This window comes from Cohaesibacter celericrescens (genome assembly GCF_002866925.1).
GTDB classification, from domain to species: Bacteria; Pseudomonadota; Alphaproteobacteria; order Rhizobiales; family Cohaesibacteraceae; genus Cohaesibacter; species Cohaesibacter celericrescens.
Genome location: NZ_PKUQ01000001.1, coordinates 491,142 through 510,593 on the forward strand (window position 1 = coordinate 491,142; position 19,452 = coordinate 510,593).

18 protein-coding genes and 1 tRNA gene are annotated in these 19,452 nt (G+C 51.0%); 13 read left to right on the top strand and 6 right to left on the bottom strand.

Going from position 1 to position 19,452, the window contains the following annotated elements; all coding sequences use genetic code 11:
- The first annotated feature begins 59 nt into the window (after positions 1-59).
- The 7 genes from C0081_RS02390 to C0081_RS02420 are packed head-to-tail and all read left to right on the top strand — an operon-like array spanning position 60 to position 3,343.
- Positions 60-284: a hypothetical protein gene (locus C0081_RS02390; RefSeq protein ID WP_101532182.1), complete on the top strand. Its 225-nt coding sequence runs from the start codon at positions 60-62 to the stop codon at positions 282-284.
- A complete protein-coding gene (locus C0081_RS02395) occupies positions 281-820 on the top strand; it encodes a hypothetical protein (protein ID WP_101532183.1) in 540 nt (179 codons plus the stop codon). The genes C0081_RS02390 and C0081_RS02395 overlap by 4 nt, the downstream gene beginning before the upstream one ends.
- Positions 821-830: 10 nt before the next feature.
- On the top strand, positions 831-1,307 hold the full coding sequence (locus C0081_RS02400) for a hypothetical protein (RefSeq protein ID WP_101532184.1): 477 nt from the start codon (positions 831-833) through the stop codon (positions 1,305-1,307).
- Positions 1,300-1,587: a hypothetical protein gene (locus tag C0081_RS02405; RefSeq protein ID WP_101532185.1), complete on the top strand. Its 288-nt coding sequence runs from the start codon at positions 1,300-1,302 to the stop codon at positions 1,585-1,587. Before C0081_RS02400 ends, C0081_RS02405 begins: the two co-directional genes overlap by 8 nt.
- On the top strand, positions 1,584-2,057 hold the full coding sequence (locus tag C0081_RS02410; protein ID WP_180966723.1) for a hypothetical protein: 474 nt from the start codon (positions 1,584-1,586) through the stop codon (positions 2,055-2,057). The genes C0081_RS02405 and C0081_RS02410 overlap by 4 nt, the downstream gene beginning before the upstream one ends.
- On the top strand, positions 2,054-2,266 hold the full coding sequence (locus tag C0081_RS02415) for a hypothetical protein (RefSeq protein WP_101532186.1): 213 nt from the start codon (positions 2,054-2,056) through the stop codon (positions 2,264-2,266). Before C0081_RS02410 ends, C0081_RS02415 begins: the two co-directional genes overlap by 4 nt.
- A 6-nt stretch (positions 2,267-2,272) precedes the next feature.
- A complete protein-coding gene (locus tag C0081_RS02420) occupies positions 2,273-3,343 on the top strand; it encodes a site-specific integrase (RefSeq protein ID WP_101532187.1) in 1,071 nt (356 codons plus the stop codon).
- 76 nt (positions 3,344-3,419) lie between these two features.
- Here the strand turns inward: C0081_RS02420 and C0081_RS02425 are convergent.
- A tRNA-Ile gene (locus C0081_RS02425) sits at positions 3,420-3,496 on the bottom strand.
- Between the two features lie 279 nt (positions 3,497-3,775).
- On the opposite strand from C0081_RS02425, the gene C0081_RS02430 reads away from it, so the two are divergent.
- Together C0081_RS02430 and C0081_RS02435 are read left to right on the top strand one after the other, a co-directional pair.
- On the top strand, positions 3,776-4,480 hold the full coding sequence (locus C0081_RS02430; protein WP_180966724.1) for an SIMPL domain-containing protein: 705 nt from the start codon (positions 3,776-3,778) through the stop codon (positions 4,478-4,480).
- Positions 4,481-4,542: 62 nt separating this feature from the next.
- Positions 4,543-5,352: an SIMPL domain-containing protein gene (locus C0081_RS02435; protein ID WP_101532189.1), complete on the top strand. Its 810-nt coding sequence runs from the start codon at positions 4,543-4,545 to the stop codon at positions 5,350-5,352.
- A 116-nt stretch (positions 5,353-5,468) separates the two neighbouring features.
- Here C0081_RS02435 and rpoD read toward each other — a convergent pair whose 3' ends face one another.
- From rpoD to C0081_RS02450, 3 genes are all read right to left on the bottom strand, one after another.
- Positions 5,469-7,556 carry an RNA polymerase sigma factor RpoD gene (rpoD, locus tag C0081_RS02440; protein WP_101532190.1) on the bottom strand — a complete coding sequence of 696 codons (2,088 nt, stop codon included), beginning with the start codon at positions 7,554-7,556 and terminating at the stop codon, positions 5,469-5,471.
- Between the two features lie 480 nt (positions 7,557-8,036).
- A complete protein-coding gene (dnaG, locus tag C0081_RS02445; protein WP_101532191.1) occupies positions 8,037-10,046 on the bottom strand; it encodes a DNA primase in 2,010 nt (669 codons plus the stop codon).
- A gap of 200 nt (positions 10,047-10,246) precedes the next feature.
- Positions 10,247-10,696 carry a GatB/YqeY domain-containing protein gene (locus C0081_RS02450; RefSeq protein WP_101532192.1) on the bottom strand — a complete coding sequence of 150 codons (450 nt, stop codon included), beginning with the start codon at positions 10,694-10,696 and terminating at the stop codon, positions 10,247-10,249.
- Between the two features lie 697 nt (positions 10,697-11,393).
- Here C0081_RS02450 and carA point away from each other — a divergent pair.
- On the top strand, positions 11,394-12,614 hold the full coding sequence (gene carA, locus C0081_RS02460) for a glutamine-hydrolyzing carbamoyl-phosphate synthase small subunit (RefSeq protein ID WP_101532194.1): 1,221 nt from the start codon (positions 11,394-11,396) through the stop codon (positions 12,612-12,614).
- Between the two features lie 114 nt (positions 12,615-12,728).
- Here the strand turns inward: carA and ypfJ are convergent, their stop codons facing one another.
- Entirely contained in the window at positions 12,729-13,637 is a 909-nt protein-coding gene (gene ypfJ / locus C0081_RS02465) for a KPN_02809 family neutral zinc metallopeptidase (RefSeq protein WP_101532195.1), read from the bottom strand.
- 596 nt (positions 13,638-14,233) lie between these two features.
- Between ypfJ and C0081_RS02470 the strand changes: the two genes are divergently transcribed.
- The 3 genes from C0081_RS02470 (at position 14,234) to greA (ending at position 18,769) form a co-directional block, all read left to right on the top strand.
- A complete protein-coding gene (locus tag C0081_RS02470) occupies positions 14,234-14,527 on the top strand; it encodes a helix-turn-helix domain-containing protein (RefSeq protein WP_245417843.1) in 294 nt (97 codons plus the stop codon).
- Between the two features lie 335 nt (positions 14,528-14,862).
- The gene (gene carB / locus C0081_RS02475) at positions 14,863-18,171 is read left to right on the top strand and encodes a carbamoyl-phosphate synthase large subunit (protein WP_101532196.1); all 3,309 of its coding nucleotides are present in this window, start codon (positions 14,863-14,865) and stop codon (positions 18,169-18,171) included.
- Positions 18,172-18,295: 124 nt separating this feature from the next.
- Complete coding sequence (gene greA / locus C0081_RS02480; protein ID WP_101532197.1) at positions 18,296-18,769, top strand: transcription elongation factor GreA; 474 nt, start codon at positions 18,296-18,298, stop codon at positions 18,767-18,769.
- A gap of 129 nt (positions 18,770-18,898) precedes the next feature.
- Here greA and C0081_RS02485 read toward each other — a convergent pair whose 3' ends face one another.
- The gene (locus tag C0081_RS02485; RefSeq protein ID WP_101532198.1) at positions 18,899-19,375 is read right to left on the bottom strand and encodes an Lrp/AsnC family transcriptional regulator; all 477 of its coding nucleotides are present in this window, start codon (positions 19,373-19,375) and stop codon (positions 18,899-18,901) included.
- Between the last annotated feature and the right edge of the window lie 77 nt (positions 19,376-19,452).

A 19,452-nucleotide genomic window follows, 5' to 3' on the forward strand; every position in this document is an offset into this window, starting at 1 on the left:
CGCCAGTTCATCGTAAGCGATGAACGAGAGCCTTCACACAAGAACAAAGGAATCGCCCCATGACCCCATGCACCCTATCTTTCCCCTGCTCCATTGGTGACCGCGTCTTCAGCCAGCGCCTTGGTAAAGCAGGCAATGTGATCGGCCTTCAAAAATGCGAGAACTGCGGGCCAAAGGCCTTTATTGAATATCTAAACAACGACGGCGAGCCCAAAACTCTATGGGCCTTCTGCGACACGCTCCGTGCGCCTATCAACAAGGAAGAGCGGGAGACAGAGCAATGACCGGCACCCTGATCTTCCCGCTGCCATCAGCACAGGCGCTTGTCATGGACGGACGCAAACGCCCCACTATCCCGCTGCGCAGCATGGCCCAGCTGATGTCTCGCCGGTTCATTCTGGCCAACATCACCGACCAGCCGATTTCGCTGGCACAATTCAATTGCCTGATGGCCCAACACGCACCACAGGCCATCAAACAAGCATGCCTGATGCATCGCGCCGCAGAAACCATCTATGACCCTCTGCATGGTTTCCTGTCCGAAGATGGGGCGGTTTTGCATGATGCACCCGAGACCAGCCACCCGCAGCACCTCCACCTGTTGCCTGACAATTGGCACATGGCCATGGACAAAGTGCAGACATGGGCCGAAGCCACCACAAACAGCCTGCTCAATCAACTCAGCATCCACGGCAGTCCGAACCTTCCCACCCTACCCCTCAAGCGCAAAATCAAGCCCCTTCCGCCAGAAGACGCTGCATGGCAATGGGCTGAAGCAATGGAACACCTAACCCAGCGCCCCATGGCGCAGGCAGTGTGAGGAGGATGGGATGAAAAGAGAATATTTGCTAACCGTAAAGCTTGTGCTTGAGCCATACAGTGATCAGGCGGATTTTGCTGACTATCATAACGAACTCGATGATTTCGAAGGCGAGCAGGTTGAAGTAACCCCTGAAGGACTTTTGGAAGAGCTATCTCCCGAATCTCTGATTGATAGCTTGGATTTGAACAATGATGAATTGTTTGCGGGCACGGGAATTTATGCGGATGTCGCTGAAATATCAGTTGTTGATGCCATTGCTATTTCACCCTCATCAGAAACAGAACACAGCAAACAATCTGAAATTTCTGAAATCGATCCGGCATGCATCTCAGAGTTTGCAACCGAACTCGAAGGCATGAAGATCGAGGAGATCGACCAAGAGATCAATCGCGCCCAAGATGTCATTGATGAGGAGGAGCCTTGGCTTGAGGCTTTGTGCGCGCGCAAACGGCAGATCGAATTGGAGGCCCAAGCGAATGACTGACATGGCAAACGACAACATCCACGAAGATGACTTACCTGAACAAATCGGATCCTGTGTCGCTTGCGGGACTACCATCAGGGATGGCGATGATTATCTGTCTTGCATCGATGGCGATATGATGTGTCGAAACTGCAGCCCAACCTATCAAGACATTCTGGATAATCCGACACACCTTTGGCAGGCCGACACCGAAATGCCATTCACTCAGAAAGAAGCGCAAGTATTTGTCAACGCTCACCTCTCCCAAGGCGGCAAACTAACCGACAAGGCGACGTCATGAGTAACCCTTCAGTAAACCGCTACCTTAAAAACAAGACCTTTGATCACATAGATCATGCGCTAGGCCGTCCGATCCAGCCGCTAAAAGACAGCCACCGCAATTACTTTGCTATCGGCGCAAAATGCGAAATGGCTGATCAGTTCCGCGCCTCTCCTTATTGGGAAGAAGGGCGGGGAATGGGCGACATGACTTCGTTTTATGTAAATGAGGCGGGCCGCAAAGCACTGGACGATCATCTGACCGAAATAGGAGATCAACACCGCCTGTATGAGGTGATGGTAAAGGACTATGACGGCCAAGTTTATCCAAGTGAGCAGGTCGCGAAAACCCGTTCCGGCGCGAAATATCAATGGCTCATCGGGTGCGACTCCGACGATCCATTTAACGAAGTTATTCAGCGGATTGTTTCAGTCCGCACGTTAACGCCTAAGCGCCCCCTAACAAACCAGCAAGAAGGCGAGAGGGTATGAACATGAAGGCATCAAACTCTCCAAAAACAGGATCAGTCACCCAGCCTCAGATCGAAAGGGCAATTAAAGCTGCCCAGTGCCGAGGACTCGACATTTCAGAAATGCTGATCGAGCATAAAAAAGTCCGGCTTGTTTTTACCGGCGGGCAGGCACATGATGTTTCAAACCAACAGGAAACAGCAACACCACCGCTTAAAAGCTGGGACTAGGTCGCTATGATAAAGCTCAAATACCCCGGTCTGACCAGAGAAAATTTGCCAACTGGCGAAATACGCCATCGCGTGCGGGTGCAAGGCGATGCCAATCGAAAAATCACACTGCTTGCAGGGCCAGACCATAAGGAATTCTCAGAGCTTTATCATGCGGCTCGCAGAGGCATTCAGTTAAAAACAACAACACCGGCAGAGGAACGCGCCACACGCGGATCCCTTGCATGGCTTACCTATCTCTATCTAGACCATATCGAAAAACAAGTCGAAGCAGGCCTTAAATCCCAATATACGCTGGTTCAACAAAGATCATTTCTCATTCGGCTTAGAACAGCTTACCCCGATTATGTGATGGAAATGCCAAAGTCTCAGGTGATCAAAATCCGCGACGGCATGATGAAAACCCCAGGCGCTGCGGACAACATGGTCAAGACAATCCGCACGATGTACAATTGGGGAATTGAGACCGGGCATTGCACCGACAATCCAGCGATCGGCGTTGCAAAAATCAACAAGAATTCAAAGGGCGGGGCAAAACCATGGACGGTTGACGACCTCAAAACCTTCCGCGCCACGCACCAAGCTGGCACCACTGCCCATCTATATCTCACGCTACTCATGTTTACAGCCTGCCGCATCAGCGACGCCACATGGCTTGGGCGGCAGCAAGAGTTTGACCATGAGGGCCAGAAATGGCTTGGGTGGCAGCCCAAAAAGAAAAACTCTCCCTATGTCGAAGTCCCGATGCTCCCCCCTCTGCTCAAAGCCACACGCGCAGCAAAGATATTGGGGATGTCCTATATCCTGACAGAACACGGCCAATCGTTCCGGTCTGAAAAAGCCCTCGGCAACCGGATGCGCAAATGGTGTGAGCAAGCAGGATTGCATCATTTGTCAAGTCACGGGGTGCGCAAGGCAGCAGGTGAGCTTCTGGTACATGAAGGCTGCACCACATATGAGGTGATGGCGATCCTTGGCCACAGCGAATCAAAGACGTCCGAAGTTTACACAAAAGGCGCAGAACGACGCCGCCTGGCAATGAGTGCTCTGAGCAAGCTTGAGGGCATGAAATGGTAAATGTGGACCAGACTTATATTATATCTGGTCCACATTTACTATAAGCCGCTGGTTTAAAAGGCTTATTTCTTTATTATGGTAGGCCCGGAGGGACTTGAACCCCCAACCAGACCGTTATGAGCGGTCGGCTCTAACCAGTTGAGCTACAGGCCTTTAAAAAGGTGTAACCCGTCTATACTGAATTGCACCAACAGGCAAGCCCCAGCGAGCCTATAGTGGATAGCGACCCACCGTTTGGCCTGCCCATTTCAACAATTGTCCCCGACTTTTCAGCACACCTCCCTAATCCGGCCATAAAGTCCTAAGACAGTTGCCGCGACTTGACCTATTCCACCCCCATTCCAACGGCAAAGCCGCGAGCGATCAACTCTGCCCAATATGGCGCCTCTTTTTTTGAAACAGAATACACCGACAAATCCGGAGATCCATTTTATGAGAAAACATCTGCTGATACTTGCCGCCCTCGTCCCAATGATAATGACGCCCGCGATGGCAGACGAAACCAAAGGCGGGAGCATTTCGGTTGTTGGCATGGGGATCGTAGAGATGGCCCCTGACATGGCTATCGTGTCCGCTGGCGTACAATCCCGATCAGAGACAGCACAGGCCGCTCTGGCGGCTAACAACGCCAGCATGAAGGCCCTGTTCGATGAGCTGGAAAAGGCAGGCATTGAGAAAAAAGACATTCAGACCGCCAATTTCAACATCAATCCAGAAATTGTCTATCCAAAAACCAATAAACAAGCGCCCCAGATCGTTGGCTATATCGTCAACAATCAGGTTTCGGTGAATATCCGCAAGCTTGAAAATGTCGGTTCAGTTCTCACTGCTTTGGTGGATGCAGGCTCTAACAACATGTCCGGCCTGCAGTTTGATGTTTCCAACAAAACCGAATTGCTGGCGCAGGCCCGCAAAGCTGCCATTGCAGACGCCCGCCAAAAAGCCCAGCTGTATGCCACAGAGCTGGGTGTGAAAATAAAACGCCTGACCAGCCTATCTGAATCGGGGGGATATCGCCCTCAGCCAATGATGATGCGGGCCGCCAAAATGGAAATGATGTCTGCCGATGTCCCCGTCGCAGAAGGCTCCATGCAAATCTCTATCTCGGTCAACACCAGCTGGGAATTGGCAAATTAGGCCCGTATCTCGAATGAAGCTAGTTTTAAAAGCTCTTAAACTACATCAATCTGGACGGTGATATGAAACTTCGGAATCTTTTTGCCGCGATACCGTTGCTGATATGGACACATAGCTCCATCGCAATTGCGGCAGACACGCAATATAGAACCATCGCCGTCAACGGATCTGGTTACGCTGAGAAGCCAGCCGACTATGCGTCCCTAACGGCAGGCGTGACGACAAAATCACCAAGTGCCAAAGAGGCTTTTGTAGAGAATGCACGCAAATCGAGATCCATCTTTGATGCTGTGATAAAAGCTGGCGTCAATCCAAAAGACTTTGTAACCGATACTGTTAAACTGGACTCTGAAAGTCTTTGGGTCTCGGATGGTGAAAAACGCAAACCCGGTTTTGTAGCAAAAAATAGAATCAGAATCAAAATACGGGCAATTGGGAAAATCGGACAGATCATGACGTCGTTGGTCGAAGCTGGAGCTAATGATGTCTCCAATCTGAGTTTTGGTCTCGAAAAGAACACTCTGGGAAATCAGGCAAGAGAAAACGCGTTCGACAATGCTTACAAAAAGGCACAACTGTTTGCGGCAAAAGCAGGCCTAAAACTTGGGAACGTCATAAAGATCAATGAAGGTGCAGACTATAGCGTTGATCATCGCGTTTCATTCAAAGTTTACGATGAGAATGATGGTGTTGCTGATATGCCCATTGCTGAGGCGGTCAACGATAGTGCCATAGTCACAGTCTCTCAGTCAGTAGGCGTAATTTGGGAATTGAAAAACTTTAAATCACCATCAATCGCTTACAAGTTTGACTACAATGCCTTTGGCACAACGACCAACGACATAGTCATCACAGAAAACCACTCCTTTTAAAAGCAACAAACCTACACTCGAAAGCTTATCTAAACTGGGAAATTACACTCCCAAAAAACAAAGGCCGGACAATTGCTTGTCCGGCCTTTTTGATTCACGATGAGATCAAATAGACTCTAGCTATCAAGGAAGCTGCGCAGTTTGCGCGAGCGGCTTGGATGCTTGAGCTTACGCAAGGCTTTGGCTTCAATCTGACGAATACGCTCGCGGGTCACAGAGAACTGCTGTCCCACTTCTTCCAGCGTATGGTCGGTGTTCATACCGATACCAAAGCGCATGCGCAACACGCGCTCTTCACGCGGGGTGAGCGAAGCCAAAACGCGGGTCGTTGTTTCGCGCAAGTTGGCCTGAATGGCTGCATCGATTGGCAGGATGGCGTTTTTATCCTCGATGAAATCACCCAAGTGTGAATCTTCCTCATCCCCGATCGGGGTTTCAAGGGAGATCGGCTCTTTGGCGATCTTGAGAACTTTACGCACCTTTTCAAGCGGCATCTGCAGCTTTTCAGACAGCTCTTCCGGTGTTGGTTCGCGACCAATCTCATGCAGCATCTGGCGTGATGTCCGCACGATCTTGTTGATCGTCTCGATCATATGCACCGGAATACGGATGGTCCGCGCCTGATCCGCAATCGAGCGGGTGATGGCCTGACGAATCCACCAAGTGGCATAGGTCGAGAATTTGTAACCACGGCGATATTCAAATTTATCAACGGCCTTCATCAGGCCGATGTTGCCTTCCTGAATGAGATCGAGGAATTGCAATCCGCGGTTGGTGTATTTTTTCGCAATCGAGATAACCAGACGCAGGTTGGCTTCCACCATTTCCTTCTTGGCCTGACGGGCTTCACGCTCGCCTTTCTGCACAGAGGAAACAATGCGGCGGAATTCACCAATTTCCAAACCGGTTTCAGTCGCCAGCATCTGGATGTCTTCACGCAGTTCTTTGATCCGGTCTTTTTCGTGCTGGATAAAATCTTTCCAGCCGCGCGAGGTCAGATTGGCAACGCGACGGATCCAGTTGGGGTCCAGCTCATGACTTTGATACTGGTTCAAAAATTCAGACCGGTTAACACCATAGGCCTCGGCCAAGCGCAATAGACGGCCTTCACGGCCAACCAACTGCTTGTTGATGTCATAAAGCTGGGAAACCAGAGCATCAATACGATTCTGGTTCAAAGACAGGCTTTTAACCTCAATGATGATGTCATCTTTGAGTTTGTTATGGCGACGCTCCTGACTGGGTGACAGGGTCTTGTTGGCCATCCGGTTTTCAACCAGCTGGTCCTGCAAGCGGCGCAATTTTTTGTAATCATCAGCAATCTGGTCAAAAATCACCAGAACTTTTGGCTTCAGCTCGGCTTCCATGGCGGCAAGAGACATGTTGTTTTCCATGTCGTCATCGTCGTCATCATCATCCGGATTTTCTGACGTTTCAGCGCCACCTTCAGCCGTTGTTGCACCAGCAGCAGGCGCGGAGCCAGCCACAGGCGCAGCCCCGGCAGCACCAGAGACAGCAGCAACAGCAGATGCGCCGCCCTCACCACCTTTTGCGGCACCGTCTTCTGTGGAGCCATCTTCTGCAGCACCATCTGTATCGGCGTTTTCATCTTCCTCGTTGCCAGGACCAGCATAGGTCGCTTCAAGGTCAATAATATCACGCAGCAGGATGTTGCCTTCAACCAGTTCGTCGCGCCAAATGATAATTGCCTGAAAGGTCAGAGGACTCTCACACAATCCGGCGATCATAGCCTCACGGCCAGCCTCGATGCGTTTCGCGATGGCGATTTCGCCCTCACGCGACAACAGTTCGACCGATCCCATTTCGCGCAAATACATGCGCACAGGATCGTCGGTCCGATCCGTGGGTTCTTTGCCAGTGGTCGTTTTGGCAACGGCGGTTGATCCCTTGGCCTCAACCAGTTCGGTCGTGTTAGGAGCCGCTTCGTTGTCTTCGGCTTCTTCAGCCTCGATTACATTGATACCCATATCCGAAAGCATGGACATGGTGTCTTCGATCTGTTCAGAGGAAACTTCTTCTGACGGTAAAACCTGATTCAGCTCGTCATAGGTTACATAGCCGCGCTTTTTGGCAGTCTTGATCATCAACTTAACAGCAGATGCAGTCATGTCCAAAAGAGGCGCGTCTGAGCTCGCACCTTCAGCGTTTGATTTATCGTCTTTAGGTGTTGCCTTTGTTGCCATTCCTGTCTCCAAGGATGCTCCGTTCAGACATGTGCCTGAGTTTACATCCATTCACACGGACGCCGTTTCATGCATTTGCTTTGTTCTAGACAAAAGAAAACATGAATTTTCAGGATTCTAATGACCTTCATACCGCTGCGGGCGTTAAACGCCTCTTAACCGAAACCAATCAAATGTCGTGGCCATACAAAAAGCAAACCATATCCACATAAAAACGGGCCGGTTAGACCATAAAGTCTCCGGTTTCCAATCTCGTTGAAGTAGTGCAGCAAACAATCATTCCTTCGCCAGCTTGACATTGGCGCATATGGCTGCCGAACACTGATATTTAGCGCAGCGATTCGATTCGGCAACCCCTACCAGAGGCAAAAGCGACAAATAATTCAATTTTTCGAATCATTTTCAACGCTTTAATTGATTCGAGCGCCCCGAACGGACCAAAATCAAAGCAATCGCAATGATAATACGCTTGAACAGACGTTAAGAGGAAGCTGGCGGCAAAGCCAATTGGGCCAGCACATCTTCCAGCGTCATGCCGATTCCGGCGGATTTCATTTGATTATAGAGTTCAGAAAGTTCCTGCTCTTCACGCAGATTTTCTTCTCTTCGGCGATGCAGCTCGTTGGTGAGGCTTTGGATTCGCGCAAACAGCCCTTCATCCACCGCACCTTGCAACTGACTCATTTCCCTTTGCAGGTCATTTTCAACTTCTCGCACTTCCAGCACATTCAAATAGGACTGGAACAGACGCTCCAGAAACAGACGACTGGGACCATAGGCCAATTGATGAACCCGCTGCCGGCCAGCCAAACGCCAGCCCCATGGCCGCACGAGCGTGCCGTCCTCGTTGCGCACTTCCATGCCATGCATATCATCCAGCAACCCTTTCAGGTCATTGGGGCATAGCGCATAGATATCGGCGTAGGTTGTGGCCTTTTTGTCAAAAATAATATGGGAAAGCACAAATTTAAACGCTTCCAGACTGCTTTTCTGAAACGGCAAGTTGAGAATTTGTTCGGCAAATTGCTCAAACAGATAGGGCATATGAATAGCCAAACCGATGAGACAGTTTTCATATTCGGTTGATCGCCCATCCTCAGGCGCACGCGAGATATTGGCTGAGGCCTGCAACGCCGACGATGGCCCAGCCCCTTGCCCCGCTTTACCCCCTCCGCCAGTATAGCGTCGCTCTCGGTTCGTGTCGCGCTTTTGGCGCTCTTGTTGCCAGAACAGGTTGGACAGGGCGGACTTGAAACTCATTTGATATTGTCTTTGGACCCGCTCATCCTTGATGGTCTTGAGCAATTCCTCGATGCGCTTTTCCAGTGCTGCCTTGCGTTCGGGTGTATCAACCGGCTGCGCCTCAAGCTCCCGTTCCCAGATCACGTCAGACAGTGGCCGCGCCTTGCCAAGCACCGTGCGAAATGCATCTGTGCCGCCCTCGCGAACCAGATCATCAGGATCTTTGCCATTGGGCAGGAAAACAAACTGAAAAGAATAACCGGCTTTCAGGCTGGGCAAAATGCGTTCAATCGAACGATGTGCGGCTTGACGACCTGCCCTATCGCCATCAAAGCAAATATAAGGCTCATTCGAAAAGCGCCACATGCGGGCAATTTGCTGCTCGGTAAAGGCCGTACCGAGCGATGCCACGACATGACGGATACCGGCCTGATGCAGGGCAATGGCATCCATGTACCCTTCCACTACAATGGCCGCCCCAGCCTCATAGGCTGCCTGCCGCGCCCGATGAGCATTGAAAACCATTGTGCCTTTGAAAAACAGCTTGGTTTCCGGCGAATTGAGATATTTCGGTTTGCCATCAGGGTCAAGGGAGCGGCCACCAAAAGCCACAACCCGACCTTTTTCATCTTCGATGGGGATCATCAAACGATTGCGGAACCGATCATAAGTGCTGCGGCCCTCATCCGGTTTGATGATCAACCCTGTCTCCAGCATGTCCTGTTCGCTGATGCCTCGCTCGAGCAAATAGCTCTTGAGGTGATCACGACTGTTGACCGAATAACCAAACCGGAAGGTTTTCAGCGTTTCCGCCGTTAAGCCACGCCCCTGCACATATCGTCGAGCTTCGCGCCCCAAATCAGCGCTGAACTGAAGCTGGAAATATTTTGCAGCCATTTCCATAACATCATAAAGGCTTGCCCGCTCCCGCTCCCGCTTTTGCATTTGCGGGTCAGGCGAAGGCATAACAACGCCAGCCTGTTGGGCCAGCGCTTCCACGGCCTCGGGAAAGCTAAGCCCCTCGGTTTCCATGAGAAATTTAAAAATATCACCGTGTTTGCCAGACGAAAAACAATGATAAAACTGCTTTTGGTCATTGACGAAGAAACTGGGTGTCTTTTCCTTGTTAAAAGGCGACAACCCGGCATATTCCCGCCCCTGTCGCCGCAATTTCACTTTGCGACCAACCACATCGGAAACCGGTATCCGTTCCCGGATCTCTTCCAAGAGGTTTTGCGGAAACTTCATCAATGAAACTCGAATACCACCACTGGGACTGACAAAAACAACGATACCACCGAAGAGGAACGATCTGCCCCCTCGCCGGTTCGCGGTCACACACGATTAGATGCTATATAGATAAGCTCAAAGTGTCTGTCACCCAAATAGAAAATGCAGTTTCGGACATCAAGCCAGAAAGAATGGGGAACAACCAATTCAGAAGGGAGTTAGAGTAACAGACTCTTCACAACACAACTGGCTTTGCCAAAGTCCATCTGGCCCGGATAGGTAGACTTGAGATGCGACATCACTTTACCCATATCCCTCAAGCCTTCCGCTTCAAGCTCAGCGATGGCCTTGGCGCAGGTCGCACTCACCTCATCTTCGGCCATTTGCTGTGGCAAAAACTCATTGATAATTGCCTTTTCTTCGCGTTCTTGCTCAGCAAGCTCCAGGCGCCCAGCTTCCTCATAGACCTTTATCGACTCATTGCGCTGCTTGACCATTTTTGCCAGAATTTCCAGCAACTCGTCATCAGACACACGTTCTTTGCCGTTCCCACGTGCTTCAACATCGCGGTCCTTGATAGCAGCACTCACCAGCCGAAGAGTCGCCATACGACGTTTGTCCTGAGCCTTGATCGCCTGCGTCAAGTTTTCCGTAATCTGTTCACGCATATTTGCCTCTTATCAAGCTTTATAGTGGGCCAAATTCGGGTGCTATAGCGGGCCCGATAAATATAGATATGGTCACAACTTCAATCGATGAAAGCCCGTCTGCCTTCACAAAAACTTTAGGCTAGATACAGCCAACGCACAGAAGAGGCAAGCCAACATTCTACTTAAGACTAACCACAAAGCAAGCTTTCAAACCAAAAGAAGACCAAAAGTCCAATCTCAACAGGGCCTCTCACAGCTTATTGATCTTCATTTTGACAAGCCACAAAACCGTGCATACCCGTGAAAATCGAAATCATAATTGAACTATATGAGATTGGACAGCGCCGATATATACGCACTCAGCTCCATAAAATCACCCACCAAATCTCAACAGAATCGGTCAAATCAAGAGAACAACCCAAGGATCGCATTTGCTGGCTATTTGGTTACCATCCAAAACCAAAGCCTTTTTCACTGACAAAAGCCGTCAAACACGGCGCAAAATTGCATCAGGCTGAACCAACTTGAAACTATTTCTCGTTCAATGACGCTCGATACATTGACGCTGGCATGCTTTTGACTTAATTCATCACCTCTGAGAACAGGCGTTTCCCGTATTCATCCCGTTTCCTTGTTTGCTTGGGTTCCTTACCACCCAGACGTTCAAGCGACGACCACGGCAAACGAGCACACATATTTTCAGGACGCATTCGGCATGGCTCAACCCGATTCCACCCTGGCCCCCACTCCGGCCCCATGGGAAGACTTCAAACCGACCGCACTTCTGGTTTTGGCTGACGGCACTGTCATCAAGGGACAGGGCATCGGCACCACCGGTACTGCCGTAGCGGAAGTTTGCTTCAACACTGCGATCACCGGCTATCAAGAGATCCTCACCGATCCTTCTTATGCGGGCCAGATCGTGACTTTCACTTTCCCCCACATCGGCAACATCGGCACCAACGATCAAGATGTCGAAACAATCGATCTGGAGAAAGCATCCGGCGTTCGTGGCGCGGTGATCAAAACCGACATCACCGAGCCCTCCAATTACCGGTCGTCACGCCATTTCGACGCTTGGTTGAAGGCACGCGGCATCATTGGCATCGCAGGCATCGACACCCGCGCCTTAACTGCCCACATTCGTGAAAAAGGGCTGGCAAACGCAGTCATCGCCCATACGCCGGACGGCAATTTTGACATTGAGGCCCTCAAGAGAGAAGCCGCAGGTTGGAATGGTCTGGTTGGGGCAGATCTTGCCAAAGATGTCACCACAGAAAAGTCCTTCGAGTGGGATGAAACCCCTTGGAGCTGGCCCGAAGGCTTTGGCAAACAGGCCAACCCCGATTTCCATGTGGTTGCCATTGATTTTGGCATCAAGCGCAATATTCTGCGCCTGTTAGCCGCTCAAGGCTGCAAACTAACCGTTCTGCCAGCAACCGCGACAGGCGAAGAAATTCTGGCGCTCAATCCAGATGGTGTATTCCTGTCCAATGGTCCCGGTGATCCTGCGGCAACCGGTGACTATGCAGTTGGTGCGATCAAGACAGTGATTGCGTCTGGTGTTCCGCTGTTCGGCATTTGCCTTGGACACCAAATGCTGGCCTTGGCGCTCGGAGCTAAAACCACCAAGATGCATCAGGGCCACCACGGTGCCAACCATCCGGTACAAGACAAAACCACCAACAAAGTGGAGATCACCTCCATGAATCACGGGTTTGCCGTTGATGGAGACACCCTGCCCGAAGGTGTGACAGAGACTCATGTTTCTTTGTTCGATGGATCCAACTGCGGTCTGGCGGTGGATAGCAAGCCGATCTTCTCGGTTCAATACCATCCAGAAGCCTCCCCCGGCCCACAGGACAGCCACTATCTGTTCACCCGCTTTACCAATCTGATCCGCGCGAAAAAAGGCATGGAACAGATTGCCGAATAAGGCAGGCAAACGACTCATACAAAAAGCCGTCGGAAACCAAGTTTCCGGCGGCTTTTTTATAAAATACTGAATGCAGGGTTGGTATTTCAGGGCAGCTGAAATGCCTACCCCAATTTATGGATTAGCCACTTGGAAAGTGTCGCAGGAACTGACTTTCCCGCTTTCAAATCCCCGAGTGAACCAGCGTTTGCGCTGCACCGAGGTGCCATGATTGAAGCTATCTGGCACCACATAACCCTGCGTGCGTTTCTGCAGCGCATCATCGCCGATCTGCGTCGCTGCATTCAAGGCTTCTTCCAGATCGCCTCGTTCCAACAGACCCTTCTGGTTGGTAAAGTGCGCCCAAACACCCGCATAACAATCGGCCTGTAGCTCGACTCGAATCGACATCTGATTGGCTTCCAGCTTGCTCATCGAGCGGCGCATCTGATTAAATTTGGGTAAAACGCCGGTAATATTTTGGATATGATGGCCAACTTCATGGGCCACCACATAGGCTTGCGCAAAATCGCCCGGTGCCTCGAACTTGGTTTTAAGCTCACGATAGAATCCAAGATCGATATAAACTTTCTTGTCTCCGGGGCAATAGAAAGGCCCTGTCGCCGAGGATGCCGCACCACATGCGGAACTGACACGATTTGAAAACAAGACCAAATTGGGTTCTGGATATTTTTGTCCGGCTTGTTGGAAAATCGTACCCCATACATCTTCGGTTTCGGCCAGCACCACTTTGACAAAGGACGCCATTTCATCATTGGCAGCCGATTGCTGTGGGGTCGTTTGTTGTTGGCTCTGGGTTTGCGGCACGATTGAACCACCACCGCCCATCAGCATTGAGATAATGGTGCTAGGGCTCACACCCAACATCCAAAGCACACCACCAATAACAACCAGCATGATCAGGCTGGGTTTGCCGCCACCACGCCCAATCGGCAACTTCAAGCCACCTCGGGAAAGGCCTCCCGATGACTGACCACGACGATCCTCGACATTGCTGCTTTCTCTACGTCCACGCCAACGCATGTTTGACCCTGCCTATTTAAAATTGTCAGTCTTTGACCGGGGAACGCCCCCGCCCATCAGTCACCGACAGAATGGACGAAGGCAAGATGCGATTGCAAATGCTAAATTGGGAGAAGGGCAGCCATACGGGGATAATACTGACGCCATCCTACCAAACAGCGAATGACTGGCTCATGGAAACCCGTCTACAAACAAGAAAAGGCCCGCACTTGGCGCAGACCTTTTCTTAGGGATACAATATTTTATTAGCTGCGGACAAAGTCCGCAGGCTTATTGGGCGTGCTTACGCAACAAGGCTACGCCAGACGCGAGCAACGAGGCAACGAAAAACAGCAACTTCATGCACATCACACCGACGATTGACGCCCAAAGTTTCGCGGCTAGCTACAAGATTGGCCAACATTGGGTTTCTCCAGTTTTTAAGGGATTTTAACGATCCCGTTCACATCGCACCAAATTTGCCGGTAAAACCCATTGACCTACATCCAAGCCTGAGCTTTAAATAGGGCGAGCCACCTGCACAAAGTGCGCTTATGTCAGTGAATATGCGCACACTGTGCACACAAGTCAATAGAAAAGCGCACTTTTTGCGCTGGATGATAAAAATCGTGTCAAAATCAGAAGATAAAAACAGCAAAGATCCCATGTCAGCTACCCGGTTTCGGGATTGGCGACGCGCTATGGGCCTGAAGCAAAAAGATGCTGCAGACTTGTTGGGCTTAAAAAAACGCATGATCCAATATTATGAAAAAGGGGCGCGTGACGGAAAGAGCGTAACCATTCCAAAATCGGTTCGCCTGGCCTGTTACGCACTCAAAACGGGTGTCGGCGATTATGATGGTGAACACTCGAGCAAGCTGGATTTAACCGGTTTAACTGAAGACGAATAAGTTTAAGTTGCCCTTTTCTAACAAGCCGATTGCATCCAAATCGGCAATAGCCAAGCAAACCAAAGGCAAAGGATTTAGCCATTGGACTTGTTTGAAACGAAATTCGTATTTTTCGTTTCTCGGCCCGGTTCATCCACTGTTTTTGGCTTTGCCCCCCAAAACCAGACAATCACCCGAAAAACTTCGCCTTTTAGGTAAAAAAACGGCACCCCCCACTGGCAATGCGGTCGATATTTCGCTATAGCGATCCAAATCTCATCTGCATACACCAACCTGCAACGGCCAGGTCTCCCATAAAATGGGAGAGTGGTGCCCTGACGTGAGCGCGAAACACTATGCCAAAGCGGACCGACATTAAATCCATCCTCATCATCGGAGCAGGACCAATCATTATTGGTCAGGCATGCGAGTTTGACTATTCCGGAACTCAAGCCTGCAAGGCCTTGAGGGAAGAAGGTTACCGGATCATTCTGGTCAACTCCAATCCAGCGACCATCATGACCGATCCCGACATGGCGGACGCAACCTATGTTGAACCGATCACACCGGAAATCGTCGCAAAAATCATCGAGAAAGAGCGTCCCGATGCGCTTTTGCCGACCATGGGCGGCCAGACGGCACTCAACTGCGCGCTATCGCTGCGCAAAATGGGTGTGTTGGAAAAATACAATGTCGAAATGATCGGTGCGACCGCTGAGGCCATCGACAAAGCCGAAGACCGCGAGCTGTTCCGCGAAGCAATGAACAAGATCGGTCTGGACACACCAACATCGCGCTTGGCCCACAACATTCCAGAAGCGCTGGAAGCTCTGGAAGCCGTAGGATTGCCCGCTATCATTCGCCCGTCCTTCACCATGGGTGGCACCGGCGGTGGCGTAGCCTACAACCGCGAAGAATATCTCGAGATCATCGAACGAGGCCTCGATGCCTCGCCAACCACAGAAGTGCTGGTGGAAGTCAGCATCATTGGTTGGAAAGAATATGAGATGGAAGTCGTTCGGGACAAAAACGACAACTGCATCATTATTTGTTCGATCGAAAACCTCGATCCAATGGGTGTGCACACAGGCGACTCCATCACAGTTGCCCCTGCCCTCACCCTGACCGACAAAGAATATCAGGTCATGCGCGACGCTTCACTGGCAGTTCTGCGCGAAATCGGCGTTGAAACCGGTGGATCGAACGTCCAGTTCTCGGTCAATCCGGAAACCGGCCGCCTGATCGTCATCGAGATGAACCCGCGTGTATCGCGTTCCTCCGCTCTGGCATCCAAGGCAACGGGCTTCCCGATTGCCAAGGTCGCCGCGAAATTGGCTGTCGGTTACACTCTCGATGAATTGGCAAATGACATTACCGGTGGAGCAACGCCGGCTTCGTTCGAGCCCTCCATCGACTATGTCGTCACCAAAATCCCTCGGTTTGCCTTCGAGAAATTCCCCGGTGCTGAGCCGATCCTGTCCACGGCCATGAAATCCGTAGGCGAGGTCATGGCCATTGGCCGCACTTTCCAGGAATCGCTGCAAAAAGCCTTGCGCGGCCTAGAGACCGGCCTGACCGGCGTCAACGAAGTGGAAATCGAAGGTCTTGGACAGGATGACGACAAAAACGCCATCCGTGCCGCCTTGGCCAAAGCCACACCGGACCGCCTGCTCAAAGTTGCCCAAGCCATTCGTCTGGGTGTCAGCCATGAACAGATCTTTGAGACCTGTAAATTTGATCCTTGGTTCATTGATCAGCTTCAGGGCATCGTCGACATGGAAGAACGCGTGCGCAGCCACGGCGTACCGCAGGATGAGCAGAATCTGCGGAAGCTCAAAAGCATGGGCTTCAGCGATCAACGAATCGCTGAATTGGCGGGCATCTCTGCCAAAGACGTGTTGGCTCTACGCAACAGCCTCAATGTGCATCCGGTCTATAAGCGCATTGACACCTGTGCCGCTGAATTTGCCTCACCAACCGCTTATATGTATTCGACCTATGAAGTCCCGTTCAATGGCGAAATGGTTTGCGAGGCACGGCCATCTGACCGCAAAAAAGTCGCCATTCTCGGCGGTGGGCCAAACCGGATAGGTCAAGGTATCGAGTTTGATTATTGTTGTTGCCACGCCTGCTTTGCCATGGGTGAAGCCGGTTATGAAACCATCATGATCAACTGCAACCCGGAAACCGTTTCTACGGACTATGACACCTCAGACCGGCTGTATTTCGAACCGCTGACCGAAGAAGACGTAATCGAGATTCTGCGTAAAGAACAGGAAAACGGAACGCTGGAAGGCGTGATCGTTCAGTTTGGTGGTCAAACCCCGCTGAAACTGGCACAAGCCCTGCAGGATGCGCACATCCCGATCCTTGGCACGTCGCCTGACGCCATTGATCTGGCAGAAGACCGTGACCGGTTCCAAAAACTCCTGCATCGCCTTGAGTTGAAACAGCCGCGCAATGGCATCGCCTATTCCATTGAACAGGCGCGCATCGTTGCCGAGCAGATCGGCTTTCCTGTTGTTGTTCGTCCATCCTATGTGTTGGGTGGGCGCGCCATGGAAATTGTCCGCACACCAGACGCCTTTGAAAAATACATCCAGATGACTTTGGCAGAATTGGTGCCACCGGACGTCCGGATGAAATATCCAAACGACAAGACGGGCCAGATCAACGCAGTTCTGGCGCAGAATGCCCTGTTGTTTGACAGCTACCTGTCCAGCGCCATCGAGGTGGATGTGGACTGTTTGTGTGACGGTGACGATGTCGTCATCTGCGGCATCATGGAACATATTGAAGAAGCGGGCATTCACTCCGGTGACTCGGCTTGCTCTCTGCCGCCTTATTCGCTGTCCGAAGACATTCAGAAAGAGTTGGCACGCCAGACCAAAGCCATGGCGATTGCGCTCAATGTTGTCGGCCTGATGAATGTGCAGTTCGCCGTCAAAGACAAAGACATCTATGTCATCGAGGTCAATCCACGCGCCTCACGCACAGTGCCTTTCGTCGCCAAAGCGATTGGCAAACCGGTGGCAAAAGTGGCCTCGCGCATCATGACTGGCGAAAAACTTTCAGCCTTCGACTTAAAACCGCAAAATGTCGAACATATTGCTGTCAAAGAAGCGGTATTCCCCTTTGCACGGTTCCAGAATGTCGACACACTGCTCGGCCCCGAAATGCGTTCGACCGGTGAGGTTATGGGGCTGGACAAAGACTTTGCCATTGCCTTTGCAAAATCTCAACTGGGTGCTGGTGTACTGGTTCCAACCGAAGGAACAGCCTTCATCTCCGTAAAGAAAGACGACAAGCCACGCATTCTTGCTGCGGTAAGACGCCTCAAAAGCGCTGGTTTCCGAATCATCGCCACCGGAGGCACCCAGCGCTATTTGTCTGAAAATGGCATCGAGTGCGAGAAGATCAACAAAATGCTAGAGGGACGCCCTCATATTGTTGACGCCATCAAAAACAGCGAAGTGCAACTGGTCTTCAACACAACCGAGGGAGCAAAAGCGCTTTCCGACAGTAGGGATTTGCGCAGAGCTGCACTTTTGCATAAGGTACCTTACTACACCACTGTCGCTGGAGCGCTTGCTGCAGCACAGGGTATTGAAGCTTATAAAACAGGGAAGCTTGAAGTTCGGCCTTTGCAGGACTACTTCTCCTAATATCGAGGCGTTGAAGAAACGCCTATAAGAGCTGATTCATGTGCGTTTCGAGGGCAAAAACCCTCGGAGCGCTAAACTTTTTTGTGGGGAACCGCCCCAAATTTTAGGAGGCTTTCCGAATAACATGGAAAAAATCCCTATGACGCCTGCGGGCTATCAGGCGCTAGAAAAAGAACTTAAACAACGCAGCAGTCATGATCGCCCTAGCATCATCGCAGCGATCTCGGAAGCACGCGCACATGGCGATTTGTCCGAAAATGCGGAATATCACGCAGCCAAGGAACAACAGAGCCATAACGAGGGCCGCATTGCCGAACTGGAAGCCAATCTTTCGCTTGCCGACATTATCGACGTCTCAAAAATGAGCGGCGACACCATTAAATTTGGCGCCACGGTCACAATCGTTGACGAAGATACGGATGAAGAGAAGACCTACCAGATTGTCGGAGACGTGGAAGCAGATCTGACACAAGGAAAAATCTCGCTCTCCTCCCCCATTGCTAGGGCCCTGATCGGTAAACAAGTGGAAGATTCTGTTGAAGTGGCCGCTCCTGGTGGTGCGCGCTCTTACGAAATTCTCTCGGTCAAATACATTTGATCGTCATTTCATGAGAAATTCAGCAGGTACCTGACAAATAAAAAGCGCGTTAATAAATCAACGCGCTTTTTAGTCTGCTATCGCTCAGGGGCGAAACACCACGACTGCAACGCCGTCCATTTTACGAAATCAATCACCCAAATCGATGGGCACATTGGGATCGTTTTTGCTCTGACGAATAGTCAAAGATGTCCGCACGCTGTCAACATTGGGTGCTGACGTCAGTTCGTTGATGACAAAGGACTGAAAGGCCTGCAGATCGGGAGCCACACAGCGCAACACAAAATCAATATCGCCCGATAACATGTAGCATTCGCGCACCTGCGTCCAAGACCCGACAAGCTTTTCAAACGCCACCAGATCAGCCTCGGACTGGCTGTGCAAACCGACCATGGCAATGGCAGTGACGTCAAAGCCAATTTGCTTTTCGTCAACAATGGCCCGGTAGCCTTTGATGATGCCAGCTTCTTCCAAAGCACGCACCCGGCGCAGGCACGGCGGTGCCGATATACCAACACGGCGCGCTAGCTCCACATTGGTAATACGACCATCATCCTGCAACTCTTTCAGGATTTTCCAGTCAATTGGGTCTAGTCTTGCTTTCAATGCAATAGGTCTCTTATTTTTGGTGAACCCAGAAGGGGGGGAATATCACAGGCAGTGGCAATTGGTATAACGCTCTA

Excerpts from the sequence above, each read along its gene's own strand:
- C0081_RS02420 (WP_101532187.1), top strand. The coding sequence starts at position 2,273 with ATGATAAAGCTCAAATACCCCGGTCTGACCAGAGAAAATTTGCCAACT.
- C0081_RS02395 (WP_101532183.1), top strand. The coding sequence starts at position 281 with ATGACCGGCACCCTGATCTTCCCGCTGCCATCAGCACAGGCGCTTGTC.
- C0081_RS02405 (WP_101532185.1), top strand. The coding sequence starts at position 1,300 with ATGACTGACATGGCAAACGACAACATCCACGAAGATGACTTACCTGAA.
- dnaG (WP_101532191.1), bottom strand. The coding sequence starts at position 10,046 with ATGAAGTTTCCGCAAAACCTCTTGGAAGAGATCCGGGAACGGATACCG.
- C0081_RS02415 (WP_101532186.1), top strand. The coding sequence starts at position 2,054 with ATGAACATGAAGGCATCAAACTCTCCAAAAACAGGATCAGTCACCCAG.
- carB (WP_101532196.1), top strand. The coding sequence starts at position 14,863 with ATGCCAAAGCGGACCGACATTAAATCCATCCTCATCATCGGAGCAGGA.
- rpoD (WP_101532190.1), bottom strand. The coding sequence starts at position 7,556 with ATGGCAACAAAGGCAACACCTAAAGACGATAAATCAAACGCTGAAGGT.
- C0081_RS02390 (WP_101532182.1), top strand. The coding sequence starts at position 60 with ATGACCCCATGCACCCTATCTTTCCCCTGCTCCATTGGTGACCGCGTC.
- C0081_RS02470 (WP_245417843.1), top strand. The coding sequence starts at position 14,234 with ATGATAAAAATCGTGTCAAAATCAGAAGATAAAAACAGCAAAGATCCC.
- ypfJ (WP_101532195.1), bottom strand. The coding sequence starts at position 13,637 with ATGCGTTGGCGTGGACGTAGAGAAAGCAGCAATGTCGAGGATCGTCGT.
- C0081_RS02400 (WP_101532184.1), top strand. The coding sequence starts at position 831 with ATGAAAAGAGAATATTTGCTAACCGTAAAGCTTGTGCTTGAGCCATAC.
- C0081_RS02450 (WP_101532192.1), bottom strand. The coding sequence starts at position 10,696 with ATGCGTGAACAGATTACGGAAAACTTGACGCAGGCGATCAAGGCTCAG.
- carA (WP_101532194.1), top strand. The coding sequence starts at position 11,394 with ATGGCTCAACCCGATTCCACCCTGGCCCCCACTCCGGCCCCATGGGAA.
- C0081_RS02410 (WP_180966723.1), top strand. The coding sequence starts at position 1,584 with ATGAGTAACCCTTCAGTAAACCGCTACCTTAAAAACAAGACCTTTGAT.
- C0081_RS02435 (WP_101532189.1), top strand. The coding sequence starts at position 4,543 with ATGAAACTTCGGAATCTTTTTGCCGCGATACCGTTGCTGATATGGACA.
- C0081_RS02430 (WP_180966724.1), top strand. The coding sequence starts at position 3,776 with ATGAGAAAACATCTGCTGATACTTGCCGCCCTCGTCCCAATGATAATG.
- greA (WP_101532197.1), top strand. The coding sequence starts at position 18,296 with ATGGAAAAAATCCCTATGACGCCTGCGGGCTATCAGGCGCTAGAAAAA.